Origin of the sequence: Acinetobacter sp. BIGb0102 (assembly GCF_003815055.1) — a bacterium.
Taxonomy (GTDB): domain Bacteria; phylum Pseudomonadota; class Gammaproteobacteria; order Pseudomonadales; family Moraxellaceae; genus Acinetobacter; species Acinetobacter vivianii.
In genome coordinates this window covers 99,587-125,808 of record NZ_RKQE01000010.1, presented here as the reverse complement: position 1 = coordinate 125,808, position 26,222 = coordinate 99,587, and the positions used below count along the sequence as shown (strand labels likewise).

Sequence of the window (26,222 nt, the reverse complement as noted above, 5' to 3'; positions counted from 1 at the left end):
TTACTGACCGCCTGCATCTGAATTATTATTGAGCAGACTATAAATCCACTCGTAGTCTGTACCAGCCACTGTCAACTGAACTTTGATTCCAAGCGGTAATTTTTTTAGTTCAGCGATATTACTTGGATCACTATTTTCAGGCCATTGCGTCAATTCTTGTGGGTTCAAAACCATCACTTTAAATTGATCTACATTTTCCAATAGAGTACTTGAAACAGGCTGTACCCGATTAGGAATATTCAGATTTGAATATTTGAGGCGATACACTTTCTTTTGTTCAGCATCATAACGATATTCAATACGCTCGTAAGGCGACAAACCTTGTTTCAGTGGGTCAGAAACACCAGCCTTGCTGAATGCAAAGTGCTGATCATTCAAGACAAGCGCAGCTTGCAACTGTCGTCCATCATTAGCTGTCAAAGGTATGATCTGCAAACTATCCCGCAAGAACTGCTGATAAGCATCCTGCAAGGCAAATAAGTGCAATTCATGTTCTGCATTACGGTCTTTTACTTTTAATAAATAGTCAAACACTTTCCAGCCCAGCATCGAAAGTACTGCAAAGATTGCAATTGCAACCAATAACTCGACCAGAGTAAATGCGCGTGTATATTTCATTATGTTCTAGCTTTGGCAGGATAGTTAAAGAACACAAGATTGGTAATCCCCGCTTCGACCTTACCTTGTTCTTTATTGAATAAACTGACTTGGAGTTCAATTCTCTGGATTTTAGGGCTGATTGTAGATTGTGCTTTTTTATCGATTTGCCAGGTTTCACCTTGAGAGGTCACTTGCTTGGATTGTGTTCCATCCAGCCACTCTTGATTCATTTCCATCATTGCCACTTCATTCATGGCCACAAATTGTGCTTTGGTTCTTAAAATGGCATTTGATGTCGATTGCGTATATTGCATCGCTACCTTGGTTAACGCAATCGCCGCAACAGCAAAGATCGCCAACGCCACCATCACTTCCAGTAAGGTAAATCCTGAAGCAGGTCTACGCCGAGCAACGCTCGGCCCTGCTGCAAGGCCGAAAGCTATGCTTGAGGTGCGAGGTTTCTGTTCTACAGCAACAGAAGAACCACACTCTGGACAATATACTAACGACTTAATTTTCATTGACTTTGCCCAAATGATCCAGCTCTAACTCATGTCCAATCGGCTGTTGCGCATAATAAAACTGGATTCGGACAGGCTTCGCTTCACCATTTCCAAACCAGATGAGTTGAGGAGCCTTACCGCCCAGTAAATCTTCATTTTTTGCTTTGTTATAATTTGCTGTATCTAAACTTTGTATACTCAAAGACACATTATTGGGTAATTGACGCGTCTTAAACTCTTTATACAGTTGCCAAGTGCGGTCAGCCTGCTGAATCTGTTCAAGACTCTGGTCATGATATTCATAGAGGTTATAACTGAAAGGTGCAACATCCGTCGCATTTTGAGTATTTAAAGCAAAAACTTTTGCCTGATCAGTGGCTTCTTTATTAATTTTTTTCAGATCAAGAATAAACATCTCTCGGGCTTGCATTGCGCGGCGTTGATCAACACCACCGATATTCAAAACCACAAGAGATGCCATAATCGTCATAATAACGATCACCACCATCACCTCAATCAGGGTAAAAGCCTTTTGTGAATGCTTTGGTGATCTCATTATCATTTCAACTATGCAAGCGCAGTTTCGACCAGCTTCGGTAATGCCAAAGCCTGCTCAATATAAGCGACACGTAAGGTATCTCGTGAACCTAAATAACGCTGATAGAAACTCGAATTCAGGATAACGGCTGCGCCATAGGTCAAAGACCAGATCGAAGCAAGGTAATCCCGCGTTGTCATGGTACTGTTAATACCCAGCAAATAACTTTCCGTCATGCGGATGATGATACGCAAACGCTGTCTACGCACCTTATATAACTCACTGAATAGTAATTGAATACCCTGTCCAGTGGTCGAAAGCCGCTCTTCTATCTGATGGAATAAGGCCGTACGCTCAGGATGATGCAAATGGTGCAACATAAAGAAAGCCAAATGTTCAGGAAATGCCTTTTCGGTATCCTGAATCATTTCCAGCAACATGCGCTCATTACGAATAATCAGCAACATATATAGCTCATCTTTACTTTGAAAATGCTTATATAACGTGCCTTTAGCAAGATCCAGCTCAGCTGCCAACGCATCCAGCGTCATGCCCGCTTCACCATTTTCTAACAGGAGTTGCTCCGCGATTTGAAAAATTAATACTTCTCGTGCTCTAAACTGAGCTTGACGATCCATTTTCACGTAATAACTCTCTTTCCTAATACAACAAAACCGTTTATTTCAAATTTAAGAGATTTTCAAAATTTTGTGTTGTAATCATGCCAATCTCTTCAACCGATTTATCATATACATCACTTAAGGCTTTTGCTACAAAAGGAACATATTTCGGTTCATTGCTTTTACCGCGATAAGGCACTGGCGCTAGATAAGGACTATCTGTTTCTATCAAAAGACGATCAAGCGGCACTTGCTTTGCCACATCTCGTAAATCCTGAGCATTTTTAAAAGAAACAATCCCAGAGAAAGAAATATAGTAACCACAATCCAAAACGGCTTTTGCTGTTTCCCAATCTTCGGTAAAACAGTGCAAAATACCATGGGTAGACTGCTCTGCACGAATAATATCAATGGTATCGTGCTTGGCTGCACGGGTATGCACAACCACAGGCTTTTTCACGATTTTTGAAGCTTCAATGTGTCGGGCAAAGCAACGCTTTTGTTCCTCGACGAAATCTGTACTGTGATAATAATCCAGCCCCGTTTCACCCAAAGCCCATACTTTATCGGATTGAGCAAGATTGACGAGATAGTCTGTTGTCGCGCGCGCCATCACCTGTTCATCTTCACATGGATGAACACCGACAGAATACCCAACATCATCGTGTCGGGATGCGATTTCTGCCAACTTTATATGATCCTCAAGATCAACCGAAATGCCCATGAATTTCGAAACACCAGCAAGACGGGCTTGCTCAAGTGCCTGATCCAAGTCGCCTTGATAAGGGCTTAGATCCAACATGGTTAAATGGCAATGCGTATCAACAAACACTCTTCTATCCTATTTACTTCATAACTACATGGTATAACTTGGACGATCCAGACCTTTGGATCCGGCCAGTAATTTCTCAGCTTCATTTTTATAATACACGCCTTTTTCACCAGCAAGCTGTATTGCAAAACCTTGTGGCTTAAAATGCGTCTGTTTATGAGAAATCCAGATCACTTTCCCAGTCAATGGAATCTTTTGGGATTGTTCCGGAAGTGTTGCCAGTACAAAAACTTCCTGTCCCATTTTCACCGCTTGTTTAGTTGGCACAAATAAACCGCCGCCTTGTACAAAAGGCATATAACTTGATTGTAAGGTCGCTTTGTCTGGAATGTTGACCTGTATAATTCCGCCCATCATTTGTGGTTGCATAACTTTCCCCTGTTCAATATTGAAACATCAAAATCTAGAACGTCTACTATCGACGTATAAAACATCCGAATGTTTCCATCTGATTTATAGCCTATCTTTCGTGATCGTTCATTTAATATCTATACGTCTTATATGACTGAATTATAGAAAACAATCCTGCAAACAACAAATGATGTTTAGGCTAAATACCATTTAGGGCATTTAAAAAAGCAGCTTATTTATCACTTTTTCGAATAATACGTGCCGTAGTTTTACAACAGATGACAACTTAAAAGAAATGGCAAGAAAAATACAGATGTGATTTAGAAAAAAAACCGCTCTTGTGAGCGGCTTTTTAACAATGATAAAAATAAAGTTTTTTATTTTTCAGTACATTTATAATCAAAGTCTAATTTACTAATCGCTTGATCGGTATTTCTGGCAATGACAGAAATGTTGTTGGCCCCAGCTTCAATATAAAATTTACCACTGAACTGATTTGCGCCAGTACCACGGACATGATTGAAAGAGTAGCTATATACACATTCGTAAGCTTGTGATCCCGCATTAGACGCATTAATCTGAAAAGATGATCCATTAATATTCGAAATAAACTTCGGTTCAGCCATTGCCATGCTGGGTAAAATTACAAATGACAACGCAATCGCGATAGATTTAATTTTCATCTCGATATTCCTTATTTTTTAATATTATTGTGAAGTGTTTCACATTTTATATTCTTTTTTGATCAAGGATTAAAGAGCAATGTACATTTTAGATACAATCTTTACATAAATAATATAAAACAAGGTAATGAACTTATTTTAGAGCCAAGTTCATTACCTGTTTTATTGAAATAATTAGTCAGCCGAGTACTTAAAGCATGATTAAGCTACATTCATCAATTGAATAAATAACTCATCCATCACCAATTGGGTTTGAACATTCTGCTCAACCATTCGTTTTTTCTGCTGCAAATCAGAATAGATTCCAAATAGCTGCTCAAGGTTATAACACTCGACCAAACGACTAAAATCCAGATCATCATTTTTAAGTGTCTGATTGAGTTTCAAACTAATCAAATCACCCAGCAAATACTCAAACATGGTCATAAATTCTGAAAAATTAAGCTCTTTAGACCATTTGCTTGAATAGTTCAAAGGCATATTTTTTTCTGCCACTAACTTCAACCAGTCCGCAAGGAAAATAGCGCGTTTCTGCAACCATTCACTTTTTTCAATTTCAATCGCAGTTAGCGGCATATCATTGGCAAGATTCAGCAATAATGACACTTGGCTTGATGAAATTTCTGGAATTTGCTGTTTGACAAAAGTCTGCGCATCCTCAAGCGTTAAACGATCTAACGCAAAATGCTGTAATCGACTGCGAATGGTGGCAGGTAATTTCAAATAATGATCAGCAAGTAAAATTAATACGACCCGCTCACCAGGTTCTTCTAGCGTTTTCAACAAAGCATTTGCAGAGGCTGTGTTTAATGCTTCCGCAGGCTCAATGACCACAACACGCCAGCCTTCTCCTGTTTGTTGAACAAATGGCAGTAAGTCACGTATTTTCTCGATCTTAATTTTTGCGTTTTGTTTTTTATTTTCTTCGTCTGTCGTGATATGCACATAATTAGGATGTGTATCCGATTTTAGCCATTGGCAACTTGTACATTCTCCACAAGCAGCTTGTGCCTGTTTATTTAAACAAAGCACCCAGGCAACAAAACGTTCAGCAAACTCTTTTTTGGCGCAGCCTTTCTTGCCATAAAATAATAGCCCATGTCCAAGATTAGGAAATCGCGTACTGAGAAGTTCCCAAGTCTGTGCATGCCAGGGATATAGTGTTTTCGTTTGAGTATCGACCATAATCTTATTCAAATGCACTCACAGGCATTGTATTGAGACGATCTAAATCCGCCTGTGTATCTACGCCTGGGGGTAAGTTCGCTTCTGCAATATCAATCGCAATGCGATGACCATTTTCCAAAACACGTAATTGCTCTAGGCTTTCCAGTTTCTCCAGATTGCCCTGTTCCCAAGTCACGTATTCTTGCAATAATTTCACACGGTAAGCATATAGACCTAAATGACGGAAAGCCTGTGTGTGTAGCGTTGGTACAGCTTGTTTTGCGCCGTCGCGATCATAAGGAATGGTCGCACGACTAAAATAAAGCGCTTCATTACGATTGCTCATCACCACTTTCACGATGCTATCACGTTGAAATTCATCTAACTGATGGATCGGCTCGCACAAGGTAGACATTGAGCATTGTGGATTATCAATCAAAAGCTGTGTGACCTGTTGTACCAGTTGAGCAGGCAATAAAGGCTCATCACCTTGTACGTTCACAATCACATCGTCTGCTGACCAACCTTTGATACGAGCAACTTCGCTTAAACGATCCGTACCAGATGGATGCTCAGGATTGGTTAAAACCACATCCACACCTTCTGCCTGACAAACCTCGGCAATACGTGGATCATCTGTTGCAACACACAAATCATCAAAACCTGCAACTTTTTTTGCCTGATCTACCACCCGCAAAATCATCGGTCGACCATGAATAAGGAGTAATGGTTTTCCTGGCAAACGAGAGCTCGCAAAACGAGCAGGAATAACAATATGCTTCATGATAGATCTCTAAGAAAGTTGAATCCCGACCTGTTTTAATTGCTGTTTTAACAGCACATAACAGTCAGGCGATAATACTGCTTCGACGGGTACCACCCAAATCGGAATATTAAATTCAGGATGTTGCTTTAATAATGCCTTGAATTTTACGGCATCTTTTTCCGTAGTAATGATTGCATCTGGATTATCAAAACTTAAATCAGCAATTTCATAATCATGATGATCTGGAAATTCATGCGCTTGATATTGATCAACTTCGAGCTTGTTCAAAGTCTGGTAAAAACGCTGTGGGAAACCGATGCCCACCACCGCATTAAAATATTGCTTTGGATCAAACCAAGGTGTGTCCAGATTGGCATTTAATAAATAAGGCTGACCTACTTCTAGATGCATGTTCTGCTTAGGCTGAGCAACTTTGGTATGTTCAATCACTGTACTGTGGTTTAGGCGTGATTTAGGTTCTCTTAAATAACCTTCTGGCAATAATTTCTCATTACCCAAACCACGATTTTGATCTAGTACAATCCATTCAATTTCGCGTGCCAAGGCCCAATGCTGTAAACCATCATCACTAATAATCAGGTCAAGCTGTTGATTTTGCAGTAACAGCTCGATTGCCACTTGACGATTCGGGCCAACAGCCATCGGAACTTGTGTCGACTGCACAATAAGACAAGGTTCATCGCCAGCAGCATCAGGCCCGGAGGATTGAGTAACCAAGAGCGGAAAAGGCCCTTCGGCCCCATAACCACGACTGATTACACCGACTCGAACGCCCTGCTGTTGCAAGTATTTGACCAACTGGATCAACAAAGGTGTTTTACCGCTACCACCGACCGTAATATTACCAATCACCATGACCGGGACTGGTGCTTTATAGACTTTTTTTAGACCATTTTTATAAAGTGCCTGATTGGTACAAAAGCCCAATCGGTACAACCATGACAGTGGGCGCAACACCACCAACCATGAAGCCTGTTCATTCCAGGCATCCTGAATACGTTGCGCCATCGACATGCTTAGTCTTCCTCAAAATTGCGTTGATGTAATTGATAATACATACCATGCTTAGCCAACAGCTCAGCGTGGGTACCCTGCTCAATAATCTGGCCTTTATCCATCACCACGATCAGATCTGCATTCTCAACGGTCGATAAACGGTGTGCAATCACAATAGTTGTACGACCTTGCATCGCTTCATCAAAGGCTTGTTGGATAAAGTATTCAGATTCATTATCCAGCGCACTGGTTGCTTCATCTAAAATCAAGATTGGAGAATCTTTAAGAATTGCACGGGCAATCGCAATACGTTGACGCTGGCCACCTGAAAGGTTTAAGCCCTGCGCCCCCAGAATCGTGTCGTAACCTTGTGGCAGATTCATGATGAAGTCATGTGCATAAGCTGCTTTCGCTGCTGCAATCACCTGCTCATCACTTGAATCTTGTAATTGACCATAAGCAATATTGTCACGTACTGAACGGTTAAATAGTACAACTTGCTGATTCACTGTGGCAATTTGAGAACGTAAATAAGCCAGCTCAATTTCTTTGACAGCAATGCCATCATAATAAATCTGACCTTCACTTAACTCTTGAAAGCGTGGCAGCATGTTAACCAATGAGGTCTTACCCGCACCAGAACGCCCAACCAAAGCAACAGTTTGTCCTGCTTTGATGGTTAAAGAAAAATCTTTAATAGCGTGTGTACCATCTTCATAACGCAAATTCGCATGATCAAATTGAATATTGCCTTTTAACACAGGTTTCAACTGACCATCGTTGACTTCTTCAGGTAAATCTAACAACTCAAATACTGAGTGTGCTGCAGCCAAACCGCGTTGCAGTTTTTCATTGATATCAGTCAAATTCTTTACAGGTTTAGAAATTAAACCAGCAGCGGTAATGAATGAAATGAACTCACCCGCAGAAGTATCGCCAAACACTTGCGGACGTAGCGCTAACCAAAGGATGATTGCCATTGCCATCGACAACAAAAGCTGAATGATTGGGCTATTGATATTTTGCACCACAACCATTTTCAAACCACGACGTAAGTTTTCTTCAGAAGACTTATAAAAGCGCTTCTGTTCAAACTCTTCGCCAGTAAAGCTTTTCACAACCGAGTTTGCGGTAATGGTTTCTTGTACCACATGGTTCACATCACCCATTGTATTTTGTACTTGAATCGAGAGCTTACGCATCTTTTTCGATGCGATTCTGACCAGAATACCAATAAACGGCATGAAAACGACGATACATAGAGTTAAACGCCAGTTGGTATAGAGTAGATAACTCAACAAACCAATAACAATCAAACCATCTTTAATCAAAGTCTGCAAAGACTCAGAGGATGCCGCGGTGAGCTGTTCAACGTTATACATCAGCTTTGCGCTGATATGACCCGCACTGTTATCAAGATAATACTGAGCTGGCAGTCGTAAAAGTTTTGCATACACTTCCTGACGAATACTGAATACCAGACTCCGCGAAATCACCGCTGAGAAATATCCACCGAGGAATAAACCTACGCCACGGAAGAACATTAACAAGACGATGAGTGCAGGAAACCAGTCCAGATTCTCACGACTACCATTTTGAATTGCATCGATAATGTATTTAAGCAACTTTGCCACAGAGACTTCTGTGGCAGCGTTGATACCAAAACCAAGCAAGACAAATAAGGCAACGCCCCAATAAGATTTTAAATACGATATTAAGCGGACATAAACCTTAAAATCTTGATTCACTCAGTAAAACCTCTAGTTGGAACTTTAGTGCTGATATTGACGTTCATAAAGCCAAGTTGGCCTGCCACATCCATCACCCGAATCACATCTTGATGAGTGGCTTTCGCATCAGCAGCAATAATAAACATCAAATCGCGACGATCTTGAGCAACCTGCTTGATCGCAGTACTTAAATCGGCAATATCTTTACTGGATAAAGCCTGACCATTCACAGAATAATGCCCTGTGGAGTCTACCATGATTTCAATTTTTTGATCGAACTGTTTAGGCGGAACCCCTTGTGCATCTGGCAGTGTCAGATTTATACGACTTTGTTGACTAAAAGTCGTGGATAATAATAAAAACACCAAAATAAATAACATACAGTCAATCATTGGTGTCAAATTAATATGAATATCTTCAACTTGAGAACGTTTAAATTTCATGATGCCACCTCGGCTCAGCTTGCACGACGGTGTTCTTGTAAAGGAGACGCTTTTTTATAGAAAAGCGCAGCATGAAATAAAGTCGATTGCTGTTCCAACTCTGCAATATATTCATGCACGACACGTTGAAAATAACGATAGGCAATCATTGCAGGAATCGCAATCAGCATCCCCACGGCTGTGGTAATCAAGGCTTTTGAAATCCCAGGCATCATCATACTGGCATTACCCGCAGAACCGACATCAATCACCAAAAATGATTCAATGATTCCCAGTACGGTACCGAGTAAACCCAGTAAAGGTGCAATTGCACTTAATGTACCAAGGAAATTAATATTTTTTTCTAAGGCACTGATCTCTTGCGAAGCAGTGGCTTCCATTTGCGCACGGGCAAATTGTTCACCCTGATCCTGATGATCATAACCTGCTTTTAAAATACGTCCGAGTGGACTTTTCAAAGCGTCATCCTGCTCGAGCTGTGCAATCACAGTATCAGCATCTGTCGCATTGACCAGTAAAGCCTGAGGTAAAACTTGTGATCGCTTTAAACGAATATATCGTTCAATCGTAATCGCAACCGTAAAAATTGATGCCAGAATAAGGGGCAGCATTAACCAGCCACCCGCTTTCACAAGTTCCCACATATTATTCCCCAATAATATTTAAAATATAAAAGGACGTATCCTAAATATTAGTTAGGCAAACAAATATTGAGGATTCCATCCAACTCATCCAATGAGTGGTAGTGAATGACCATTTTCCCTTTACCTTTCTGGTTATGGTCAATTTTTACATTTGCTCCGAAACGTTCTGAGAGCTTCTGAGTCAATTGTTCAATGTCAGGAGAAATCTGAGCCTTTTCCTTTTCAGGTTTTGGTTCACTCCACTCACGTACTAACTGTTCAGTTTGACGTACCGATAAACCTTTTTCAATCACGATTTGCGCAACTGAAATCTGGTCTTTAGTTTTTAGCGCAAGAATGGCACGCGCATGTCCCATATCGATTTGACCTTGTTGCATCAAGTCTTTAATCGGATCAGCAAGACTCAAGAGGCGCAATAAGTTGCTCACGGTGGTACGTGCCTTACCGACGGTATCGGCAATTTCCTGATGACTTAAACCGAACTCATCATGGAAACGCTGTAAAGCCATTGCCTGATCAATTGGATTTAAGTCCTGACGCTGAATGTTTTCAATTAACGCTAAAGCAATGGCAACCTGATCATTTAAATCACGCACAATCGCAGGAATTTCAGTCAAACCCGCCAACTGCGCTGCGCGCCAACGACGCTCACCGGCAATAATTTCATATGGATGCTGCTCATCGTCGACAGGACGAATGACAATCGGTTGCATCACACCATGTTTTTCAATCGATGCCGCAAGCTCTTGCAAGTCTTGTTCATGAATAAAGCGACGTGGCTGATATTCACCACGTTTTAATAAATTGACATCAATTTGCTTGAGTTGACCATGATCCAAGGCCTGTGCTTCAAGTTGCAATTTCTCTTTTTGAATTGAACCTAATAGCGCATCTAAACCACGACCTTTAGCCAATCCGCGTTTTTTGATGCTCATACAGCACTTCCTTTTTTCACTTTACTTTTCTTCAATATTTCTGCAGCGAGATTCAAATATGAAATAGCGCCTTTAGAACTTTTCTCAAAATAGATCACAGGTAAACCATGTGCTGGCGCTTCCGCCAAACGGATATTACGAGGAATCACTGTCTCGTATAACTTTTTACCAAAATATTGCTCTAATTCGGCAGACACATCACGCGTCAATGCATTACGAGCGTCATACATGGTACGTAATACCCCTACAATTTCCAAGTTTGGATTAAGGGCTTTTTGTATACGGTCAATGGTTTGCGTAAGATCAGCCAAACCTTCCAGTGCATAGTATTCACATTGCATTGGAATAATCACGCCGTTTACGGCAGCTAAGGCATTTACGGTAATCAAGCTGAGGCTTGGTGCACAATCGACAATAATATAGTCAAAGGCAGACTCTACTTCCTGCAAGGCATTTTTAAGAATGAACTCACGCCCTTCCTGTTCTGCAATTGCAAGCTCTACCCCAGCCAATTCACGGTTCGCACCTAAAACCTTATAACCAACTTCTGCTTTCTGAATCGCAGTTTCAATCGGCACTTCACCCAGCAATACATCTGTCACCGAGTACAGTAAATCATTCTTTTGAATGCCAGACCCCATGGTGGCATTCCCTTGTGAGTCCATATCAACCAACAAGACACGTTTCTTCAAGATCGCCAAAGAGGCAGCAAGATTGACTGCTGTCGTGGTTTTCCCTACACCACCTTTTTGGTTTGCAATCGCAATAATTTGAGCCATGATTACCCTTAATATTTTTATTGAATACGTTGAAGTAAAAGTAAATGACGTTGTTCATCTAATCTCGGGACACGAAGTTCAATGATCTTACATGAATACTCATTTTTCATTTGCTCAATTTCATCAGCTGGAATCAAGCCTTTCATTGCAGCAATAATACTCTGCTCATGCATATATGGTTGTGCAGCATCGACAAAGTCGGTTAAAGACGCAAATGCGCGACTTGTAATGACATCGAACTGACCTAGTTCACCAATACTATCTTCATTTTCAACACGTGTTTGAACTGCAATTACATTTTGCAGTTTCAAGTCAGCAATAAACTGCTTCAGGAAACGAATTTTTTTCCCGTTCGAATCCAAAAGGACACAAGAACGTCCTGGTTGGCATAATGCAATGATCATGCCTGGCATTCCACCACCCGTTCCTACATCTAATAAACGACCTTGCGGCAAATCATTCAAGATACTTAAGCTATCTAATAAATGTTTAACCAGCATTTCTTTCGGCTCACGAATAGCCGTTAAATTATATGCCTTATTCCACAGCACCAGAGCATCTTGATATTTCAATAAGAGTGTTAGGGTGTCCTCACTCAGGTTCAGACCCAGAGCTTGACTACCTTGCTTTAATTCTTGAAAAAAAGGATGCATAACAGTGCAACATCTCGATAAATTTGCTGTGCAGTATACCGATTTCTGATACAAGGCACAGTAGGACTTGTTGAACGATTATGCAGTTAATCATTTACAAGCATGATAAACTGCACAATCCATTAAGTTTTTGTCTTTTCTTAGGCAAATCAAAGATAGACAAAGCAATTTTTTGTTATATAAATGCGCCTTGCTTGATTTGTTGATCAAGCTGTTCTAAACGCTCAGGTGTGCCCACATCAACCCAGATCGCCTGCATCTTTTCTGCTGAAACTTGCTGCTGTTGCATCGCCTGTTTCAACAAAGGTGCCAAAGGTCGCTTACCATTTTCTAGCCCAGAAAACATGTGTGGCGCTAAAACAGCAACACCGCTATAGGTTAAGGCTTCTCCCAACTGTTCCTGCTCAAAAGTATAAGCTAAATCATTTGCCAGGATGAAGTCTCCTTTTAAATGTTGAGGCGGGTTTTCGACCAAAACCAAATGCGCCTGCTTGTCTTCTAACTGAACATTGAGCAGCGTTGAAAAGTCCATCGTGGTCCAGACATCCCCATTCACCAAAATGAAAGGTTCCTCACCCAGCAATGGCAAAGCATTGATGATGCCGCCTGCTGTTTCCAGACCTTCGCCTTCATGTGACCACAAGATAGTGACACCAAATTGCGAGCCATCACCTAAAGCAGCAACAAGCTTATCGCCTAACCAAGCCGTATTGATCACAATCTCTGTGACGCCAACCTTCTGCAACTTTTCAATATGCCAGACAATCAGCGGTTTCCCGCCGACTTCTAGCAAAGGCTTAGGCGTATGCAAAGTCAGTGGACGCATACGATTGCCTAAACCGGCAGCAAGAATCATCGCTTTCATTATGCTGCAACCTCGTAATCACCATATTGAGCAATGAACTTAGGCATGACAACGTCACGGATAAATTGCATAAAGTCATTCAACTCATCATAACCTTGGCTTTCTTCAAGTAAATACCACATCACGCGCGGTAAATCTTTTAAGTAACCTGATTTGCCATCACGTTCGAATAAACGGACAAAAATGCCTAAGATCTTGATGTGACGCTGAATCGCCATTAAGTCTGCATCACGCTTGAACTGCTCAAAACTACGATTTTCTTTAGCAGAAGCCGGCAATAAGTTGTAGAACACTTCAAACCATTGATAAACACGCTCAGCATTCCACTGCACGTAGGCGTCACGCGTAATGGAAATCAGATCATAAGTATCTGCACCAATCACAGCATCCTGAAAATCAATCACCCCTAATTCTTGTTCATTTTCAATTTTCATTAAATTACGACTATGAAAATCACGATGTACAATTACTTGCGGCTGCTGAGTTGCTTCGATCGCCAGAAAATCAAAGGCTTGTTCAATGGTTTCCAACTGCTGCTCTGTCGGCTGAATCTTTAATGAAGGCAACATCCATTCTGTTAGCAAACGCATTTCTGTCATAAGCTTTTCATAAGAATAAGCTGGCAAATGAGCCTGCCCATCAACCTGTTGCAGTTCAATCAACTGTTTAAAGCTTTGAGCATAATACTCATCTACTGTTTTATCATTCAGTAATGTTGATAGCACCACATCACCAAAATCTTCCAGTAGCAATAAACCCAATGTCAGGTCTTTGGCAACGATATGCGGAACACGCACACCATTTTTATCAAAGAACTCATCGATATTTACAAATGGTGCACAATCTTCTTTTTCAGGCGGCGCATCCATGAGCATATATGTTTTGTTTTGTAACTTAATTCGTGCATAACGACGAAAGCTTGCATCTCCTGCTAAAAAGTTGATCTCGAATTGATCAGATTGGAGAGTGGCTTGAAGCCAAGTTTGTATCAATTGTTCACGTTGTGTATTCATTTGCAATAAAATCTAAAACTAGCTGAGATTTTGAAAGCTTAAGTGTAGCCACTTATCAACTTTTTCTCTATGATGCGACAATAATTAATTGTGAATTAGCGTACTGGTTAATGAGACAATGAAACATCAGTTTAAATTTAATCCTTTAGCAACAGCTATTTTGACACTCTTGTGTGGCGGCTCGATTCAATCCAGTTTCGCGGCACAAGCTGATGCTGTCTCTACGCTTGACAACAAACAGCTCAAAGCAGCCATTCGAAATCAAGGACAGCAAGACCAAGAAAGTTATCCTGGGGAACATTTTTTCCAGCAATATTATGTAGACAAATCTGCACCAGAAGCCCAATTGCGTGATAACCGCTATTTAAGTTCTTCTTTTTGCCAAGGGACTTGGGTAACACCAATTAATCCTGAAACCAAGGCGGGAGATGCAAGTACCACCACGTCAGTGATTACCGCTGACTATGGACACTACAATCCAGCGGGCGATTCAGTTCTGCAAGGCAATGTCGTCATTGATCAGGAAGGCCGCACTATTCATGCCGATCAGGTCACTATTGACTCAACACAAACGCATGCCAATGCCGAGGGTCGAGTACAACTTGCTCAATCAGGTCTCCTCACCCAAAGTGATGCAATTGACTATAATTTAAAGACCCAGACTGGGGATTTAAACAATAGTTTCTATATCTCAGAACAACAACATGCACATGGTCATGCCACTCAGATCAAACGTGCCAACGAAAATCTGGTGATCTTTAAAGATGCAAGTTATACCGCATGTCCACCAGAACAAAAACCAGCATGGAAAATTCAGGCCAAAGAAATTGAGTTAAATCAGGATACAGGTCGTGGTGTCACACGCGGTACAAAATTCTATGTTAAAGATGTGCCCGTACTTGCCGTTCCGTATTTCAATTTCCCAATTGATGACCGCCGTACTACAGGTTTACTGAGTCCAAGCTTTGGCTATAGTAATGACGGTGGCGCACAACTTGCCGCACCAGTTTATCTAAACCTTGCACCAAATTACGATCTTACGCTCACACCAAGCTTTATGAGTAAACGTGGGGCGAAATTAGATGCTGAATTCCGATATATGACTGAAAGCTTCGGTTCTGGTCGTATTTGGGGTGGTTATATTGCTCAAGATAATCAATATGACAATGAAGACCGTGAAGACCTCCACTTTCTCCATAACTGGAGAATCAATGATCAATGGTCGACTAATCTAGAATATAACTACGCATCAGATAAAGATTATTTTTCAGACTTTAATAACAACCCCAACACACGTACAGATCTAAATTTACGTCGTGCCTGGGAACTGAATTATGGTAATGGTATCCCTGGTCTTAGAGCCCAGTTAAAAGTCGAAGACTTCCAGACTTTGGATAAAACGATTAAAGATGCAGACAAACCTTATGCGCGATTGCCGCAATTCTTATTAAATTATGTCACTGGTGATCCACAAGGCCTCCAATATGAATTTAATAATGATACCGCATACTTCAAGAAATCAATTGAAGATGGTTCCGCACTTGAATCAAGTGGTACCCGTATCTACAACCAGTTTGCAGTTCGATATAATTATCTAACGCCATCATGGTTCTATGTCGTTCCAGAAGTTTCTGTTCGCAGTATCAATACTTTCTTCGATCAGGATTCAAAAGAAGGTCGTGGATTATCAGCTTCAGATGACTTAGAAAAATCAGTTGTCGTTCCTCAATTCACACTTGCTACAGGAATGACATTTGAAAAAGATGGTAAGTACTTACAAAGCATTTCACCTCGTGCTTTCTATGCTTATTCACCATATAAAAAACAGGATGATCATCCAAACTTTGACTCTACTTCAGCGTCAATCAATTACGACCAATTATTTAACCCCTACCGTTTCTATGGTCATGACCGTTTAGATGACAATAACTTCCTATCACTTGGCGTGACTTATAGCCTTTTAGATACGGAAGGTTTAGAACGTATCAAAGCAAGTGTTGGACAAAGTTACTATTTCAGTGATCGTCGTGTAAGCCTAAACGAAAAACTAGATGAATTTGATACACAACGCCGTACAGGCCCAATTGTAAGTCTATCTAGCCAGCTCAACCAGAACGTTACGATCAGTTCAAATGCTGCATGGATGTCAAACGGTGACAATGCACAGCGCGATTTCCAAGCCTACTATACAGGCGACAAAGGTAATCTATATAACTTAGGCTATTTCTACCGCAAAGATATTCCTGATCGTCAAGACTCTTATGATCAAGTGGTTGCATCCTTTATACAACCTGTAAAAGACAATTGGCGTATTATGGGTCATGCTCAATACGACATCGACAACAATGTCATGCGCGAATACTTACTTGGCGTAAATTATGAATCTTGTTGTTGGGCTGTGTCAGTCTATGGCCGCTCTTACTATAACGATCTGGATGATCCAAATACCCCAGACGTTCGTAAAAAGAATGCGGTTATGGCTGAATTCACGCTAAAAGGTCTTGGTGCTTTAAACAATAAGCTCGCTTCACTTCTGGAGAATAGAGTTTTAGGTTTCAACAAAATTAATCAATCTTGGACACAACGTTAATGAAGATAAAACCTTTTCAACATATCTTTAGAGCCACTGTTCTCGCTGCCCTAATTTCTTCATCAATGCAAAGCTTTGCTCAACCAACGGATGAGGTTGTTGCAATTGTGGATAGTAGTGTCATTCTTAAAAGTGATTTAGAACAAGGTGTTGCTGAAACAGAACACCAATTAAAAGCGCAAAACAAAACTGTTCCACCGCAACAATACTTGCAAATGCAGGTTTTAGATCAACTGATTGTACGTCAAGCGCAACTTGAACAGGTTAAGCGTTACGGTATTAAAGCCGATGAGAAAAGCTTGAATGCTGCTGTACTGAAAGTTGCAAATCAGTCGGGTGCAAACTCACTAGAAGCTTTTCAGCAAAAGCTAGATACTATTGCACCAGGTACTTACGAAAACTTGCGTAACCGTGTTGCGGAAGATCTTGCAATTGGCCGTTTACGTCAGCAACAAGTGATGTCACGCATTAAAATCAGTGACCATGATGTTGAAAACTTCCTGAAATCACCAGAAGGTCAAGCTGCACTGGGTACACAAGTTCATGTCATCCATATGCGCATCTCTGGTGATAATACCAATGATGTACAGCAAGTCGCTCAGCAGGTTAAACAATCACTCACTACCAGTGATGACCCTAAAGCAATTAGCACCAAGTTTTCAACTGGTGCTGTAAAAGTAGATGGTCTTGATATGGGTTTCCGTTCATTATCAGAGATTCCAACAGAATTGGCAGCTCGTATCACTCCACTTCAAGTGGGACAAACAACCGAGCTGATCAATGTACGTGATGGAACACACGTATTAAAGTTGTTAGAACGTAAGCAAAATGAACAAAAAGCGCTGGTGCCACAATACAAGACTCGCCATATTCTGATTCAACCTTCAGAAGTCGTAAGCTTAGATCGCGCCAAGCAAATGATTGATAGCCTTTACAATCGTGCTAAAGCGGGTGATGATTTCGCAACCTTGGCAGCTACTTATTCAAATGATACTGGCTCTGCACGTGATGGCGGTAGCTTAGGCTGGGTTAGCCCAGGTGTGATGGTGCCTGAGTTTGAAAAAGTAATGAAAGAGACACCTGTTGGTCAAGTTAGCCAACCCTTCCAAAGTCAATTTGGCTGGCACATTCTGCAAGTCACCGATACTCGCCAACAAGACATGACCAAAGAAGTGCAAGAACGTATGGCACGTCAAATCTTGGGCGAACGTCAGTTTGATACTGAAGTAGACAGCTGGATGCGTGAACTTCGCGCCAATGCTTATGTTGAAATCAAAGATGCTAATTTAGACTCTAAAGCTCAGCAAAAAAAGTAAGTTAAGCCTTAAGTGAATTGAAAATGCCAGCCATGTGCTGGCATTTTTATTGCCCAGCAGAATACAAATAAAAAAATAGCGGCAATTGCCGCTATTTTTCTGCATTACAAATCAATTATTTGTAACGATCAACCATTTTCTCTAAAGAAATTGGACGAATTTTGTCTGCATGACCTGCTGTACCGAATGCTTCGTAACGAGCAACACAGATTTCTTTCATTGCTTCAACAGTTTCACCAAAGAATTTACGTGGATCAAATTCACTTGGTTTTTCTGCCATCATACGACGCATTGCACCCGTAGAAGCCAAACGTAAATCGGTATCAATATTAATCTTACGCACACCATGTTTAATCGCTTCTACAAGCTGATCTACAGGCACACCATAAGTTTCTTTAATATCACCACCGTACTGGTTAATCACAGCTAACCATTCTTGCGGCACAGAGCTTGAACCATGCATTACAAGATGCGTGTTTGGCAATGCAGCATGAATTTCTTTGATACGGTCAATTGCAAGAATATCGCCTGTAGGTGGACGAGTAAACTTATACGCACCGTGTGAAGTACCAACAGCAATTGCCAAAGCATCCACATTGGTATCAGCAACGAACTGAGTCGCTTCTTCCACAGAAGTTAGTAATTGAGAGTGATCAAGTACGCCTTCAGCGCCAACACCATCTTCTTCACCAGCCATACCAGTTTCAAGGCTACCTAAGCAACCAATCTCACCTTCAACTGAAACACCACAAGCATGCGCCATTGCAACCACACGACGGGTTACATCAACGTTATAATCATAAGATGTTGGTGTCTTACCATCCGCACCCAATGAACCATCCATCATGACTGAGCTAAAGCCCAACTGGATCGAACGTTGGCAAACATCTGGACTTGTACCATGATCTTGGTGCATTACCACTGGAATATGTGGCCACTCTTCAATCGCAGCTAAAATAAGATGACGTAAGAAAGGTGCACCTGCATATTTACGCGCACCAGCTGAAGCTTGCACGATCACAGGTGAATTTGTTGCATCCGCAGCGAGCATGATTGCACGCATTTGTTCTAAGTTGTTTACGTTAAACGCTGGTACGCCGTAGTTATATTCTGCAGCGTGATCCAAGAGCTGGCGCATTGAGATTAGAGCCATAATATCCTCCCAGGTAATGCGCCATATTCTACATGTTGATTTATTTCAATTCAGCAACTAATCACAGGAATTATAAAAAAATCTTTAATCTTTTGTGTAATTTGAGTAGCAAATCTTACTAAATAATAAAAAAGACCAAATCACAAAATAATTTGGTCTTTTTTTGAAAAACTTTCTCTGTCAGAAATCGCTTAAATCAAAGTAGATTCAGACTTAGCAATAACCATCCAGACGCGTTAAAGGCAATTTCTTACCAATCGCTTTTTCAATTTCAGGCAAATAGAAAGCATCATCTTCCGATAAGAAGCTGATACTTACGCCTTGCGCACCTGCACGACCAGTACGACCAATACGATGTACATAGTCATCAGACTGTTCAGGTAAGGTAAAGTTAATGACATGCGAAACACCATCCACATGGATACCACGACCCGCAACATCAGTCGCGATCATAATATTGTTCTTACCTTGCTTAAATTGATCCAGCATCTTCAAACGCTTATCTTGTGCAATTTCGCCCGACAACATACCCACACGATAACCATCACGCTTTAAATGATCATACAAACGACGCACCTGATCACGACGATTCGCAAAGATCATCACCTTATCAATCGGTTCTTCGCGTAAGATCTCTTGCAATAGTTTGTATTTATCTTCTTTTGCAACCACATATACACGCTGTTCAACGTCATTATTGGTTTTTTGCTCAGGTTCAATTTCTACCGTAACCGGCTCAAATAACCATTGACGTGCAAGATTAAGAACATCATAGCTAAATGTTGCAGAGAACATTAAAGTTTGACGTTGCTCTTTAAATGGTGAAAAACGAACAATTCGCTTTACTGACGGGATAAAGCCCATATCGAGCAAGCGATCTGCTTCATCAATGACCAAGAATTCAATTTTATCTAACCAGACTTCTTTTTGCTCGACAAAATCAATTAGACGACCAGGAGTAGCCACAATAATATCGACAAAATTACGGTCTAACATTTTCTTTTGTTTTTCAAAATCTACGCCGCCCAACAAAGTGACCAGATGTAAATTTGAAAATTTGGTTAATGCTTGTGCATCACTTTCGATCTGTAACGCTAACTCACGAGTTGGCGCTAAAATTAACGCACGTGGCTCACCACGAAAACGCTGTTCTTGAACTGGATTATTTAACAGATCATTGACCACGCTAATCAAAAAAGCAGCGGTTTTACCCGTACCCGTTTGCGCTCGACCAATGGCATCATGCCCTGCTAATGTATATTTTAAAACCTTTTGCTGAATTGGGGTCATTTTTGTAAAACCCAAAGCATCAATCGCTTTCTTCAACTGCGGATGTAAATTTAAGGTTTCAAAACCAGACGTCATATATGCTCTCGAACCATCAATGACCAAAAGAAAGTGGCTATTATAAACAAAAACGCCCCAAATTACATTGGAGCGTTTTTATATTGCGTTAAAGCAACAAATTAGTCTAAAGGCTGAACGTTTTCAGCCTGGAAACCTTTTTGTCCTTGAACAACACTGAATTCTACGCGTTGGCCGTCACGTAAAGAACGGTGGCCATCACCCATAATTGCGCGGAAATGAACGAATACGTCATCACCACCATTACGCTGAATAAAACCAAAGCCTTTAGTGTCGTTAAACCACTTTACTACGCCTTGTTCACGAGCTGTCATAAGTCAATCCTCAGATATTGAAAGATAAGGACCTTCCGGTGTTGCAAACAGCAGAGCCAACAAGGTTTTAAAATATTTATAATTTTAAAGCTTGTAATCATTCTGTAAAACTATCAACAATTTCCGGTTACATCCATTTGTTATAGGGTTTATTACATTAATATTGTATTAAACTCTTCCTAAAACGCATCGAGCTTAGCACGGGTTTATGACAATTAATAGGATTATTTTTAGTTATTTCCATCTGTTCTATCAGGTTTTTTCAATAATTTAGCTGTTTTTTTAATGAAATTTTTATCATAAAAATTACGCGAAAATTTGTTAACATACGTTTGAATGGAACAATTTAAATGCTTATGACTGGTACACCAAATTCACCTGAAATTATTGATGCCTTGGGACAACCCTGCCCAATGCCCCTATTGATGTTAAAGCGCGCTTTAAAAAAAGCAGACCGTCCAACACAGTTTTTATTGAAATCATCAGATCCACACAGTGAAATTGATGTAACACGATATTGCCAAATTCAGCAACTTCAGTGCCAGACACAAAAAATTTCAGACAATGAATTTCACTATTTAATTGAATCTATGTGATTCTTTGCTAAACTCTTGGTAAAGATAAAATAGTTAACTTTACATTTCTATACTCAAATTTCCTTAGTGATGAAGAACATTCGCATTAAGATGAAATTGTTGACTCAAATACCATCCTATAAGGAGACTCCATGACTACTGACAGCAGCAATCAATTGATGCCCCTGTCATTGTCTGCGCCAGGCGTAAACCTTGGTGCATATATCAGTACTGTCAATCAAATTCCAATTTTAACGGCCGAGCAGGAAAAAGAACTTGCTGAGCGTTATTATTATGACCAAGACCTTGATGCTGCCAAACTTTTGGTAATGTCACACCTCCGCTTTGTCGTACATATTGCACGTAGCTATGCAGGTTACGGATTACCACAAGGTGATCTCATCCAAGAAGGTAACCTCGGGTTAATGAAAGCCGTTAAGCGCTTTGATCCGAATATGGGCGTTCGCTTAGTTTCTTTTGCAGTGCACTGGATTAAAGCTGAAATTCATGAATATGTGATTCGTAACTGGCGTATCGTCAAAATCGCGACCACCAAGGCACAACGTAAACTATTCTTTAATTTACGTAGCCTCAAGAAATCAAGTAAACGATTGACGCTAGAAGAAGCAAAATCGATTGCTAATGATTTAAATGTAACACCTGAGCAGGTGTTAGAAATGGAAGGTCGTTTAACCGCTTATGATGCTGCTTTTGAAGCGCAAGGCGATGATGATGACGATACACCACACACTGCTCCAGCGCTGTATTTAGAAGATAATCGTTACGATCCAGCACGTCTAGTTGAAGAAGAAGACTACGAAGAACAAAGTACTTCTGCTTTACACGAGGCAATGGATCAGCTTGATGACCGTTCGCGTAATATTTTGCAACGTCGCTGGTTAGATGATGACAAGTCAACTTTGCATGAGTTGGCGGCTGAATATAACGTTTCTGCTGAGCGTATCCGCCAGTTAGAAAAGAATGCAATGGAAAAAATCAAAACCGCTATGTCAGCGAGTTAAGATTAAATCAAACACAAGGGCTTTCATGCCCTTTTGTTTTATCTGGCTTTGTTTAAACATCCGAATATGTTAACTTTGTTCATCAAGTTTCTTGTTCCATTCTCATTATGTGGATAGCAATCTCAGCGCTTAATCTTGCGCTTGCAGTCATGGTCGGCGCTTTCGGTGCACATGGTCTTAAATCTTTTGCTACACCAGAGCAGCTCGCTTGGTGGAGTACAGCAACCCAGTACTTTTTCTATCATGCGCTGGGCTTACTGATTTTAGGTGTCCTACATAAAACCACGCCAACTTTCTCTATAAAAATTCCTTATATTTTGATCCAAATTGGCATCATCTTTTTCTGTGGTTCGTTGTACATTATGGCGCTTGGTCTACCGAGAATCTTAGGTGCAATCACCCCGATTGGCGGTGCATTTATGATTGCGGGCTGGGTAATGCTCGCATGGCAAGCGATTAAGCATGCGAAATAAGGATTTATCATGCACATCTATTTAAATGGCGAGTCAACAGACACGTCTTGTGAAAATCTACAGCAACTCATTCAAAGCTTGACGCTTGAAGGTAAACGCTTCGCTGTTGAGAAGAACCAACAGATTATTCCGAAAAGTAGACTTGAGCAGACCTTAATTGCTCCTGAAGATCGTATTGAAATTATTCAAGCTGTTGGTGGCGGCTAATTGGCTAAAAATGGAGTAAGCCCATGCAAGATTCCCCTTTAATTATTGGTTCACGTACATTTCAATCACGTTTATTGGTCGGAACTGGTAAATATAAAGATTTAAATGAAACCGATTTAGCCATTCAAGCTAGTGGTGCAGAAATTGTCACCGTTGCGATTCGTCGTGTAAATATCGGTCAGCATGCCGATCAACCGAATCTACTTTCAGTGATTCCACCTGAGAAATACACGATTTTGCCCAATACCGCAGGTTGTTTCGATGCAGATAGTGCGATTCGTACCTGTATGTTGGCACGTGAGCTACTTGATGGTCATAATCTGGTGAAATTAGAAGTACTCGGTGATGAAAAAACCTTATATCCAAATGTCACTGCAACCCTGAAAGCTGCGCAAACATTGATTGATGATGGTTTCGAAATCATGGTGTATACCTCGGACGACCCGATTGTTGCCCAAGAACTTGAAAGCATGGGCTGTGTTGCGATTATGCCTTTGGGTAGTTTGATTGGTTCTGGTCTTGGTATTTTGAATCCTCATACCATTTCAATCATTAAAGAAAATGCTAAGGTTCCTGTCTTGGTAGATGCGGGTGTTGGTACAGCCAGTGACGCTGCCATTGCAATGGAACTCGGTTGTGATGGCGTTCTTATGAATACGGCGATTGCTGCCGCTCAAAACCCGATTCTGATGGCCTCTGCAATGAAAAAAGCAGTTGAAGCGGGTCGTGAAGCATTTTTAGCGGGTCGTATGCCACGTAAGCGTATGGCGAATGCCAGCTCGCCTGAGACTGGGTATTTCTTTAAGTAAGAAAAATATTAAAGGGAGCTTTTGAGCTCCCTTTTTTAATGCAATGATGATTTTATCTTGATTCCAGATTAATGAGATGAACAACATGCTCATTTGATCGTACAGCAAGGTCACTTAAGACATCTGGCTTTAGCAGTTTGATCTCACGCTTTGGCATCCATGAAATCACTTGAGCTTCAGTTGCATCATCAAGATAAAAAGCTTTGGCTTGGATCTGACCTTTATAAATATAAAGAAATTCATGGAAATGCTGTCCTACGACAGGATCATAGAAAAAGTTCTCAACAATCGCAAAGAGCACAGGCGAATTAAAATACTCTCCTGTTTCTTCAAACACTTCTCGTTGAATCCCCTCTAAAGTAGTTTCTGAAAATTTTAATCGACCACCCACTAAAGAAATACTTCCATCTGGAAATGTAGAAACCAAAATCTGATCTTCATGTTCTATCCAAGCAGCCACACGGATATTAAGCTTTCCCTCTGCTATCTCTAATGTTAAATCTTTCATTTATCACTCAATGAATTCGTTTTTAATAATCTACTATATTCTTTAAATTGCTTTTAGCGCGTTGCTCAAAATTCTGTTGGAAATATTCCGTTTGATACAGCGGTTCAGTCTGATAAAAGTGCGCTAAAACTTCTTTTCTTTTAAGGGAGTAAATCTCAGGATTAACCCAAGCATACTCTTTTTGAATCTGTTTTTCATATTCTGCAAAACGCGCTGGAGATGCAGCCAAGATCGCTAAATCAATATCCAGTAAAAATTGTAAATCCAACTCATGCGTCGATTCGTGCTTTTGCGTCGCAACAATCCATCGCTTTATCTTTTGAACAACATCTGCTGATAAATTATGAGCTACATATTGCTCAAATAGCTCGGCACTCTTCAATTCATTATCTTTTGCTTGCGGATCATAAACCGCATCATGGAACCAAAGTGCTAATACAACAGCATTTGCATCATTCAAATTGGCTCGAATCGATTCAAGCAACACCAAACATTCATATAAATGCTGAACTGTATGATAAGCGCGCTGCTTTTCACTATAGGCAGCAATCAACTTGTTAAAAATTTTCTGCGGCTCAGAAAAATGATAATGCTGATGCAGCTCAAACCATGATTTTTCCAATACGGCTAAATATTGCTGCATTGCCAATTATCACTGAAATGCGTTATTAAGCCATTTTGCTAAAGATTCAGCATCTTTGCGCTCAAGAAAAAGCTGATACAAAGTGCAGGAACCAAACTCATGTTTTAGTTCCTGCTGGCGCATGGGATGATTACCAAATCGAAATCGTCGAGTACCATCTGTATCTAATGGTAGTGCGTACACTCCATAACTGCGAGGTTCTGTTAAATGCCCTTTAACACAAACTTGATCAGACGATATTGCGTACTTTAATAAATGCTCTTTGGTTAACATCCCACCCTGCCCAAGGTAAACTTACGCTGCGTGCTGTTCATCTCGCTTAAAGACCAATTCTTTATCCGATGAACTTTCAGCATCGAAGTAATAACCTTCACTATCAAATGCTTTTAATTGTTCTACTTGGCTTAATTTATTTTCAATCAAGTATCTTGCCATCAGACCACGCGCTTTTTTCGCATAGAAACTAATGACTTTATATTTTCCGTTCTTCTGATCCAGAAATACTGGCTTGATAATTTCCGCCTGAATATTCTTTTCATTCACAGACTTATAATATTCGTCAGAGGCTAAATTTACCAATACTTTCGAATTAATTTCAGATAAATCTTTGTTAATTTGATCCGTAATGATGCTGCCCCAGAACTCATACAGATTATGACCACGGGTATTTTTTAATTTAGTTCCCATTTCCAAACGGTACGGCATCATCAAATCCAAAGGACGCAACAATCCATAAAGACCAGACAACATACGCAAATGCTGCTGGGCAAAATCAATATCTTGATCTTTTAAGTGATAAGCATCTAAACCCGTATACACATCACCTTTAAATGCAAACAAGGCTTGACGTGCGTTGGAAAAATTAAAATCAGCATTCCAGTCACGGAAACGCTCTACATTTAAGTTGGCAATTTTCTCACTTACCGTCATTAACGACGCGATCTCAGTTGCCGAAAGCTTACGACATACATCAATCAACTGTTGTGATTGTGCCAACAAACGTGGTTGGGTATGTGTATCTGTAGGAAGTGCTGTTGTGTAATCAAGTGTTTTAGCAGGAGAAATTAAAGCAAGCATAATCAATCAAACATAAATTTATCTTGGTGAA

General features: G+C 40.5%; 32 protein-coding genes. 7 read left to right on the top strand and 25 right to left on the bottom strand.

The window, feature by feature from the left end:
* From gspJ to EC846_RS03300, 18 genes are all read right to left on the bottom strand, one after another.
* Complete coding sequence (gspJ, locus tag EC846_RS03385; protein ID WP_004772511.1) at positions 1 to 618, bottom strand: type II secretion system minor pseudopilin GspJ; 618 nt, start codon at positions 616 to 618, stop codon at positions 1 to 3.
* The gene (gene gspI, locus EC846_RS03380) at positions 618 to 1,043 is read right to left on the bottom strand and encodes a type II secretion system minor pseudopilin GspI (protein ID WP_227516925.1); all 426 of its coding nucleotides are present in this window, start codon (positions 1,041 to 1,043) and stop codon (positions 618 to 620) included. Before gspI ends, gspJ begins: the two co-directional genes overlap by 1 nt.
* A 67-nt stretch (positions 1,044 to 1,110) precedes the next feature.
* Positions 1,111 to 1,659, bottom strand: coding sequence for a pilus assembly FimT family protein (locus EC846_RS03375; protein WP_069576597.1), 549 nt, complete (start codon positions 1,657 to 1,659; stop codon positions 1,111 to 1,113).
* Between the two features lie 11 nt (positions 1,660 to 1,670).
* Positions 1,671 to 2,279 (bottom strand): TetR/AcrR family transcriptional regulator, encoded by a 609-nt coding sequence (locus tag EC846_RS03370; protein ID WP_004772516.1) that lies wholly within the window; start codon positions 2,277 to 2,279, stop codon positions 1,671 to 1,673.
* A 40-nt stretch (positions 2,280 to 2,319) separates the two neighbouring features.
* Entirely contained in the window at positions 2,320 to 3,093 is a 774-nt protein-coding gene (locus tag EC846_RS03365) for a TatD family hydrolase (RefSeq protein ID WP_005257909.1), read from the bottom strand.
* 24 nt (positions 3,094 to 3,117) lie between these two features.
* The gene (locus tag EC846_RS03360; RefSeq protein ID WP_004772519.1) at positions 3,118 to 3,462 is read right to left on the bottom strand and encodes a PilZ domain-containing protein; all 345 of its coding nucleotides are present in this window, start codon (positions 3,460 to 3,462) and stop codon (positions 3,118 to 3,120) included.
* Positions 3,463 to 3,821: 359 nt separating this feature from the next.
* Entirely contained in the window at positions 3,822 to 4,127 is a 306-nt protein-coding gene (locus EC846_RS03355; protein ID WP_062847440.1) for a hypothetical protein, read from the bottom strand.
* 201 nt (positions 4,128 to 4,328) lie between these two features.
* Positions 4,329 to 5,312 (bottom strand): DNA polymerase III subunit delta', encoded by a 984-nt coding sequence (locus EC846_RS03350; protein ID WP_123774201.1) that lies wholly within the window; start codon positions 5,310 to 5,312, stop codon positions 4,329 to 4,331.
* 4 nt (positions 5,313 to 5,316) lie between these two features.
* Complete coding sequence (gene kdsB, locus EC846_RS03345; RefSeq protein ID WP_123774200.1) at positions 5,317 to 6,078, bottom strand: 3-deoxy-manno-octulosonate cytidylyltransferase; 762 nt, start codon at positions 6,076 to 6,078, stop codon at positions 5,317 to 5,319.
* Positions 6,079 to 6,087: 9 nt separating this feature from the next.
* Entirely contained in the window at positions 6,088 to 7,095 is a 1,008-nt protein-coding gene (gene lpxK / locus EC846_RS03340) for a tetraacyldisaccharide 4'-kinase (RefSeq protein ID WP_123774199.1), read from the bottom strand.
* 2 nt (positions 7,096 to 7,097) lie between these two features.
* Positions 7,098 to 8,825 carry a lipid A export permease/ATP-binding protein MsbA gene (gene msbA, locus EC846_RS03335; protein ID WP_062847443.1) on the bottom strand — a complete coding sequence of 576 codons (1,728 nt, stop codon included), beginning with the start codon at positions 8,823 to 8,825 and terminating at the stop codon, positions 7,098 to 7,100.
* Positions 8,822 to 9,250, bottom strand: a complete 429-nt coding sequence (locus EC846_RS03330; RefSeq protein WP_123774198.1) for an ExbD/TolR family protein — start codon at positions 9,248 to 9,250, stop codon at positions 8,822 to 8,824. Before EC846_RS03330 ends, msbA begins: the two co-directional genes overlap by 4 nt.
* Positions 9,251 to 9,264: 14 nt before the next feature.
* Positions 9,265 to 9,894 carry a MotA/TolQ/ExbB proton channel family protein gene (locus tag EC846_RS03325; RefSeq protein ID WP_123774197.1) on the bottom strand — a complete coding sequence of 210 codons (630 nt, stop codon included), beginning with the start codon at positions 9,892 to 9,894 and terminating at the stop codon, positions 9,265 to 9,267.
* Positions 9,895 to 9,941: 47 nt separating this feature from the next.
* Entirely contained in the window at positions 9,942 to 10,829 is an 888-nt protein-coding gene (locus tag EC846_RS03320; RefSeq protein ID WP_123774196.1) for a ParB/RepB/Spo0J family partition protein, read from the bottom strand.
* Positions 10,826 to 11,608 carry a ParA family protein gene (locus EC846_RS03315; protein ID WP_004772534.1) on the bottom strand — a complete coding sequence of 261 codons (783 nt, stop codon included), beginning with the start codon at positions 11,606 to 11,608 and terminating at the stop codon, positions 10,826 to 10,828. Before EC846_RS03315 ends, EC846_RS03320 begins: the two co-directional genes overlap by 4 nt.
* 17 nt (positions 11,609 to 11,625) lie before the next feature.
* The gene (gene rsmG, locus EC846_RS03310) at positions 11,626 to 12,261 is read right to left on the bottom strand and encodes a 16S rRNA (guanine(527)-N(7))-methyltransferase RsmG (RefSeq protein ID WP_123774195.1); all 636 of its coding nucleotides are present in this window, start codon (positions 12,259 to 12,261) and stop codon (positions 11,626 to 11,628) included.
* A gap of 175 nt (positions 12,262 to 12,436) precedes the next feature.
* Positions 12,437 to 13,126 (bottom strand): N-acetylmuramate alpha-1-phosphate uridylyltransferase MurU, encoded by a 690-nt coding sequence (murU, locus tag EC846_RS03305; RefSeq protein WP_123774194.1) that lies wholly within the window; start codon positions 13,124 to 13,126, stop codon positions 12,437 to 12,439.
* Positions 13,126 to 14,139 (bottom strand): aminoglycoside phosphotransferase family protein, encoded by a 1,014-nt coding sequence (locus tag EC846_RS03300; protein WP_005257932.1) that lies wholly within the window; start codon positions 14,137 to 14,139, stop codon positions 13,126 to 13,128. Before EC846_RS03300 ends, murU begins: the two co-directional genes overlap by 1 nt.
* 118 nt (positions 14,140 to 14,257) lie before the next feature.
* On the opposite strand from EC846_RS03300, the gene EC846_RS03295 reads away from it, so the two are divergent.
* Complete coding sequence (locus EC846_RS03295) at positions 14,258 to 16,729, top strand: LPS-assembly protein LptD (RefSeq protein WP_123774193.1); 2,472 nt, start codon at positions 14,258 to 14,260, stop codon at positions 16,727 to 16,729.
* Complete coding sequence (locus EC846_RS03290) at positions 16,729 to 18,045, top strand: peptidylprolyl isomerase (RefSeq protein ID WP_123774192.1); 1,317 nt, start codon at positions 16,729 to 16,731, stop codon at positions 18,043 to 18,045. The genes EC846_RS03295 and EC846_RS03290 overlap by 1 nt, the downstream gene beginning before the upstream one ends.
* A 115-nt stretch (positions 18,046 to 18,160) precedes the next feature.
* On the opposite strand, the gene fba is transcribed toward EC846_RS03290, so the two are convergent.
* The 3 genes from fba to EC846_RS03275 all read right to left on the bottom strand — a co-directional run bounded on the left by fba (position 18,161) and on the right by EC846_RS03275 (position 20,877).
* On the bottom strand, positions 18,161 to 19,198 hold the full coding sequence (gene fba, locus EC846_RS03285) for a class II fructose-bisphosphate aldolase (protein ID WP_004772540.1): 1,038 nt from the start codon (positions 19,196 to 19,198) through the stop codon (positions 18,161 to 18,163).
* Positions 19,199 to 19,411: 213 nt separating this feature from the next.
* Entirely contained in the window at positions 19,412 to 20,563 is a 1,152-nt protein-coding gene (gene rhlB, locus EC846_RS03280) for an ATP-dependent RNA helicase RhlB (protein ID WP_123774191.1), read from the bottom strand.
* Between the two features lie 101 nt (positions 20,564 to 20,664).
* Positions 20,665 to 20,877, bottom strand: a complete 213-nt coding sequence (locus tag EC846_RS03275) for a cold-shock protein (protein WP_004653893.1) — start codon at positions 20,875 to 20,877, stop codon at positions 20,665 to 20,667.
* Positions 20,878 to 21,233: 356 nt separating this feature from the next.
* Here EC846_RS03275 and EC846_RS03270 point away from each other — a divergent pair, with 356 nt between their 5' ends.
* The 5 genes from EC846_RS03270 (at position 21,234) to EC846_RS03250 (ending at position 23,963) form a co-directional block, all read left to right on the top strand.
* Positions 21,234 to 21,473: a sulfurtransferase TusA family protein gene (locus EC846_RS03270; RefSeq protein ID WP_032810678.1), complete on the top strand. Its 240-nt coding sequence runs from the start codon at positions 21,234 to 21,236 to the stop codon at positions 21,471 to 21,473.
* Positions 21,474 to 21,604: 131 nt separating this feature from the next.
* Positions 21,605 to 22,474 (top strand): RNA polymerase sigma factor RpoH, encoded by an 870-nt coding sequence (gene rpoH / locus EC846_RS03265; protein ID WP_004772546.1) that lies wholly within the window; start codon positions 21,605 to 21,607, stop codon positions 22,472 to 22,474.
* Positions 22,475 to 22,581: 107 nt separating this feature from the next.
* The gene (locus EC846_RS03260) at positions 22,582 to 22,947 is read left to right on the top strand and encodes a DUF423 domain-containing protein (protein ID WP_123774190.1); all 366 of its coding nucleotides are present in this window, start codon (positions 22,582 to 22,584) and stop codon (positions 22,945 to 22,947) included.
* 9 nt (positions 22,948 to 22,956) lie between these two features.
* Entirely contained in the window at positions 22,957 to 23,154 is a 198-nt protein-coding gene (thiS, locus tag EC846_RS03255) for a sulfur carrier protein ThiS (protein WP_005286303.1), read from the top strand.
* A 23-nt stretch (positions 23,155 to 23,177) separates the two neighbouring features.
* Positions 23,178 to 23,963 (top strand): thiazole synthase, encoded by a 786-nt coding sequence (locus tag EC846_RS03250; RefSeq protein ID WP_004639328.1) that lies wholly within the window; start codon positions 23,178 to 23,180, stop codon positions 23,961 to 23,963.
* Positions 23,964 to 24,015: 52 nt separating this feature from the next.
* Here EC846_RS03250 and EC846_RS03245 read toward each other — a convergent pair whose 3' ends face one another.
* The 4 genes from EC846_RS03245 to yaaA are packed head-to-tail and all read right to left on the bottom strand — an operon-like array spanning position 24,016 to position 26,191.
* Positions 24,016 to 24,471, bottom strand: coding sequence for an NUDIX domain-containing protein (locus EC846_RS03245; protein WP_123774189.1), 456 nt, complete (start codon positions 24,469 to 24,471; stop codon positions 24,016 to 24,018).
* Between the two features lie 22 nt (positions 24,472 to 24,493).
* Positions 24,494 to 25,114 (bottom strand): metal-dependent hydrolase, encoded by a 621-nt coding sequence (locus tag EC846_RS03240; protein WP_123774188.1) that lies wholly within the window; start codon positions 25,112 to 25,114, stop codon positions 24,494 to 24,496.
* A 9-nt stretch (positions 25,115 to 25,123) separates the two neighbouring features.
* Complete coding sequence (locus tag EC846_RS03235; protein WP_123774187.1) at positions 25,124 to 25,387, bottom strand: hypothetical protein; 264 nt, start codon at positions 25,385 to 25,387, stop codon at positions 25,124 to 25,126.
* A gap of 21 nt (positions 25,388 to 25,408) precedes the next feature.
* Positions 25,409 to 26,191, bottom strand: coding sequence for a peroxide stress protein YaaA (gene yaaA, locus EC846_RS03230; RefSeq protein WP_123774186.1), 783 nt, complete (start codon positions 26,189 to 26,191; stop codon positions 25,409 to 25,411).
* Between the last annotated feature and the right edge of the window lie 31 nt (positions 26,192 to 26,222).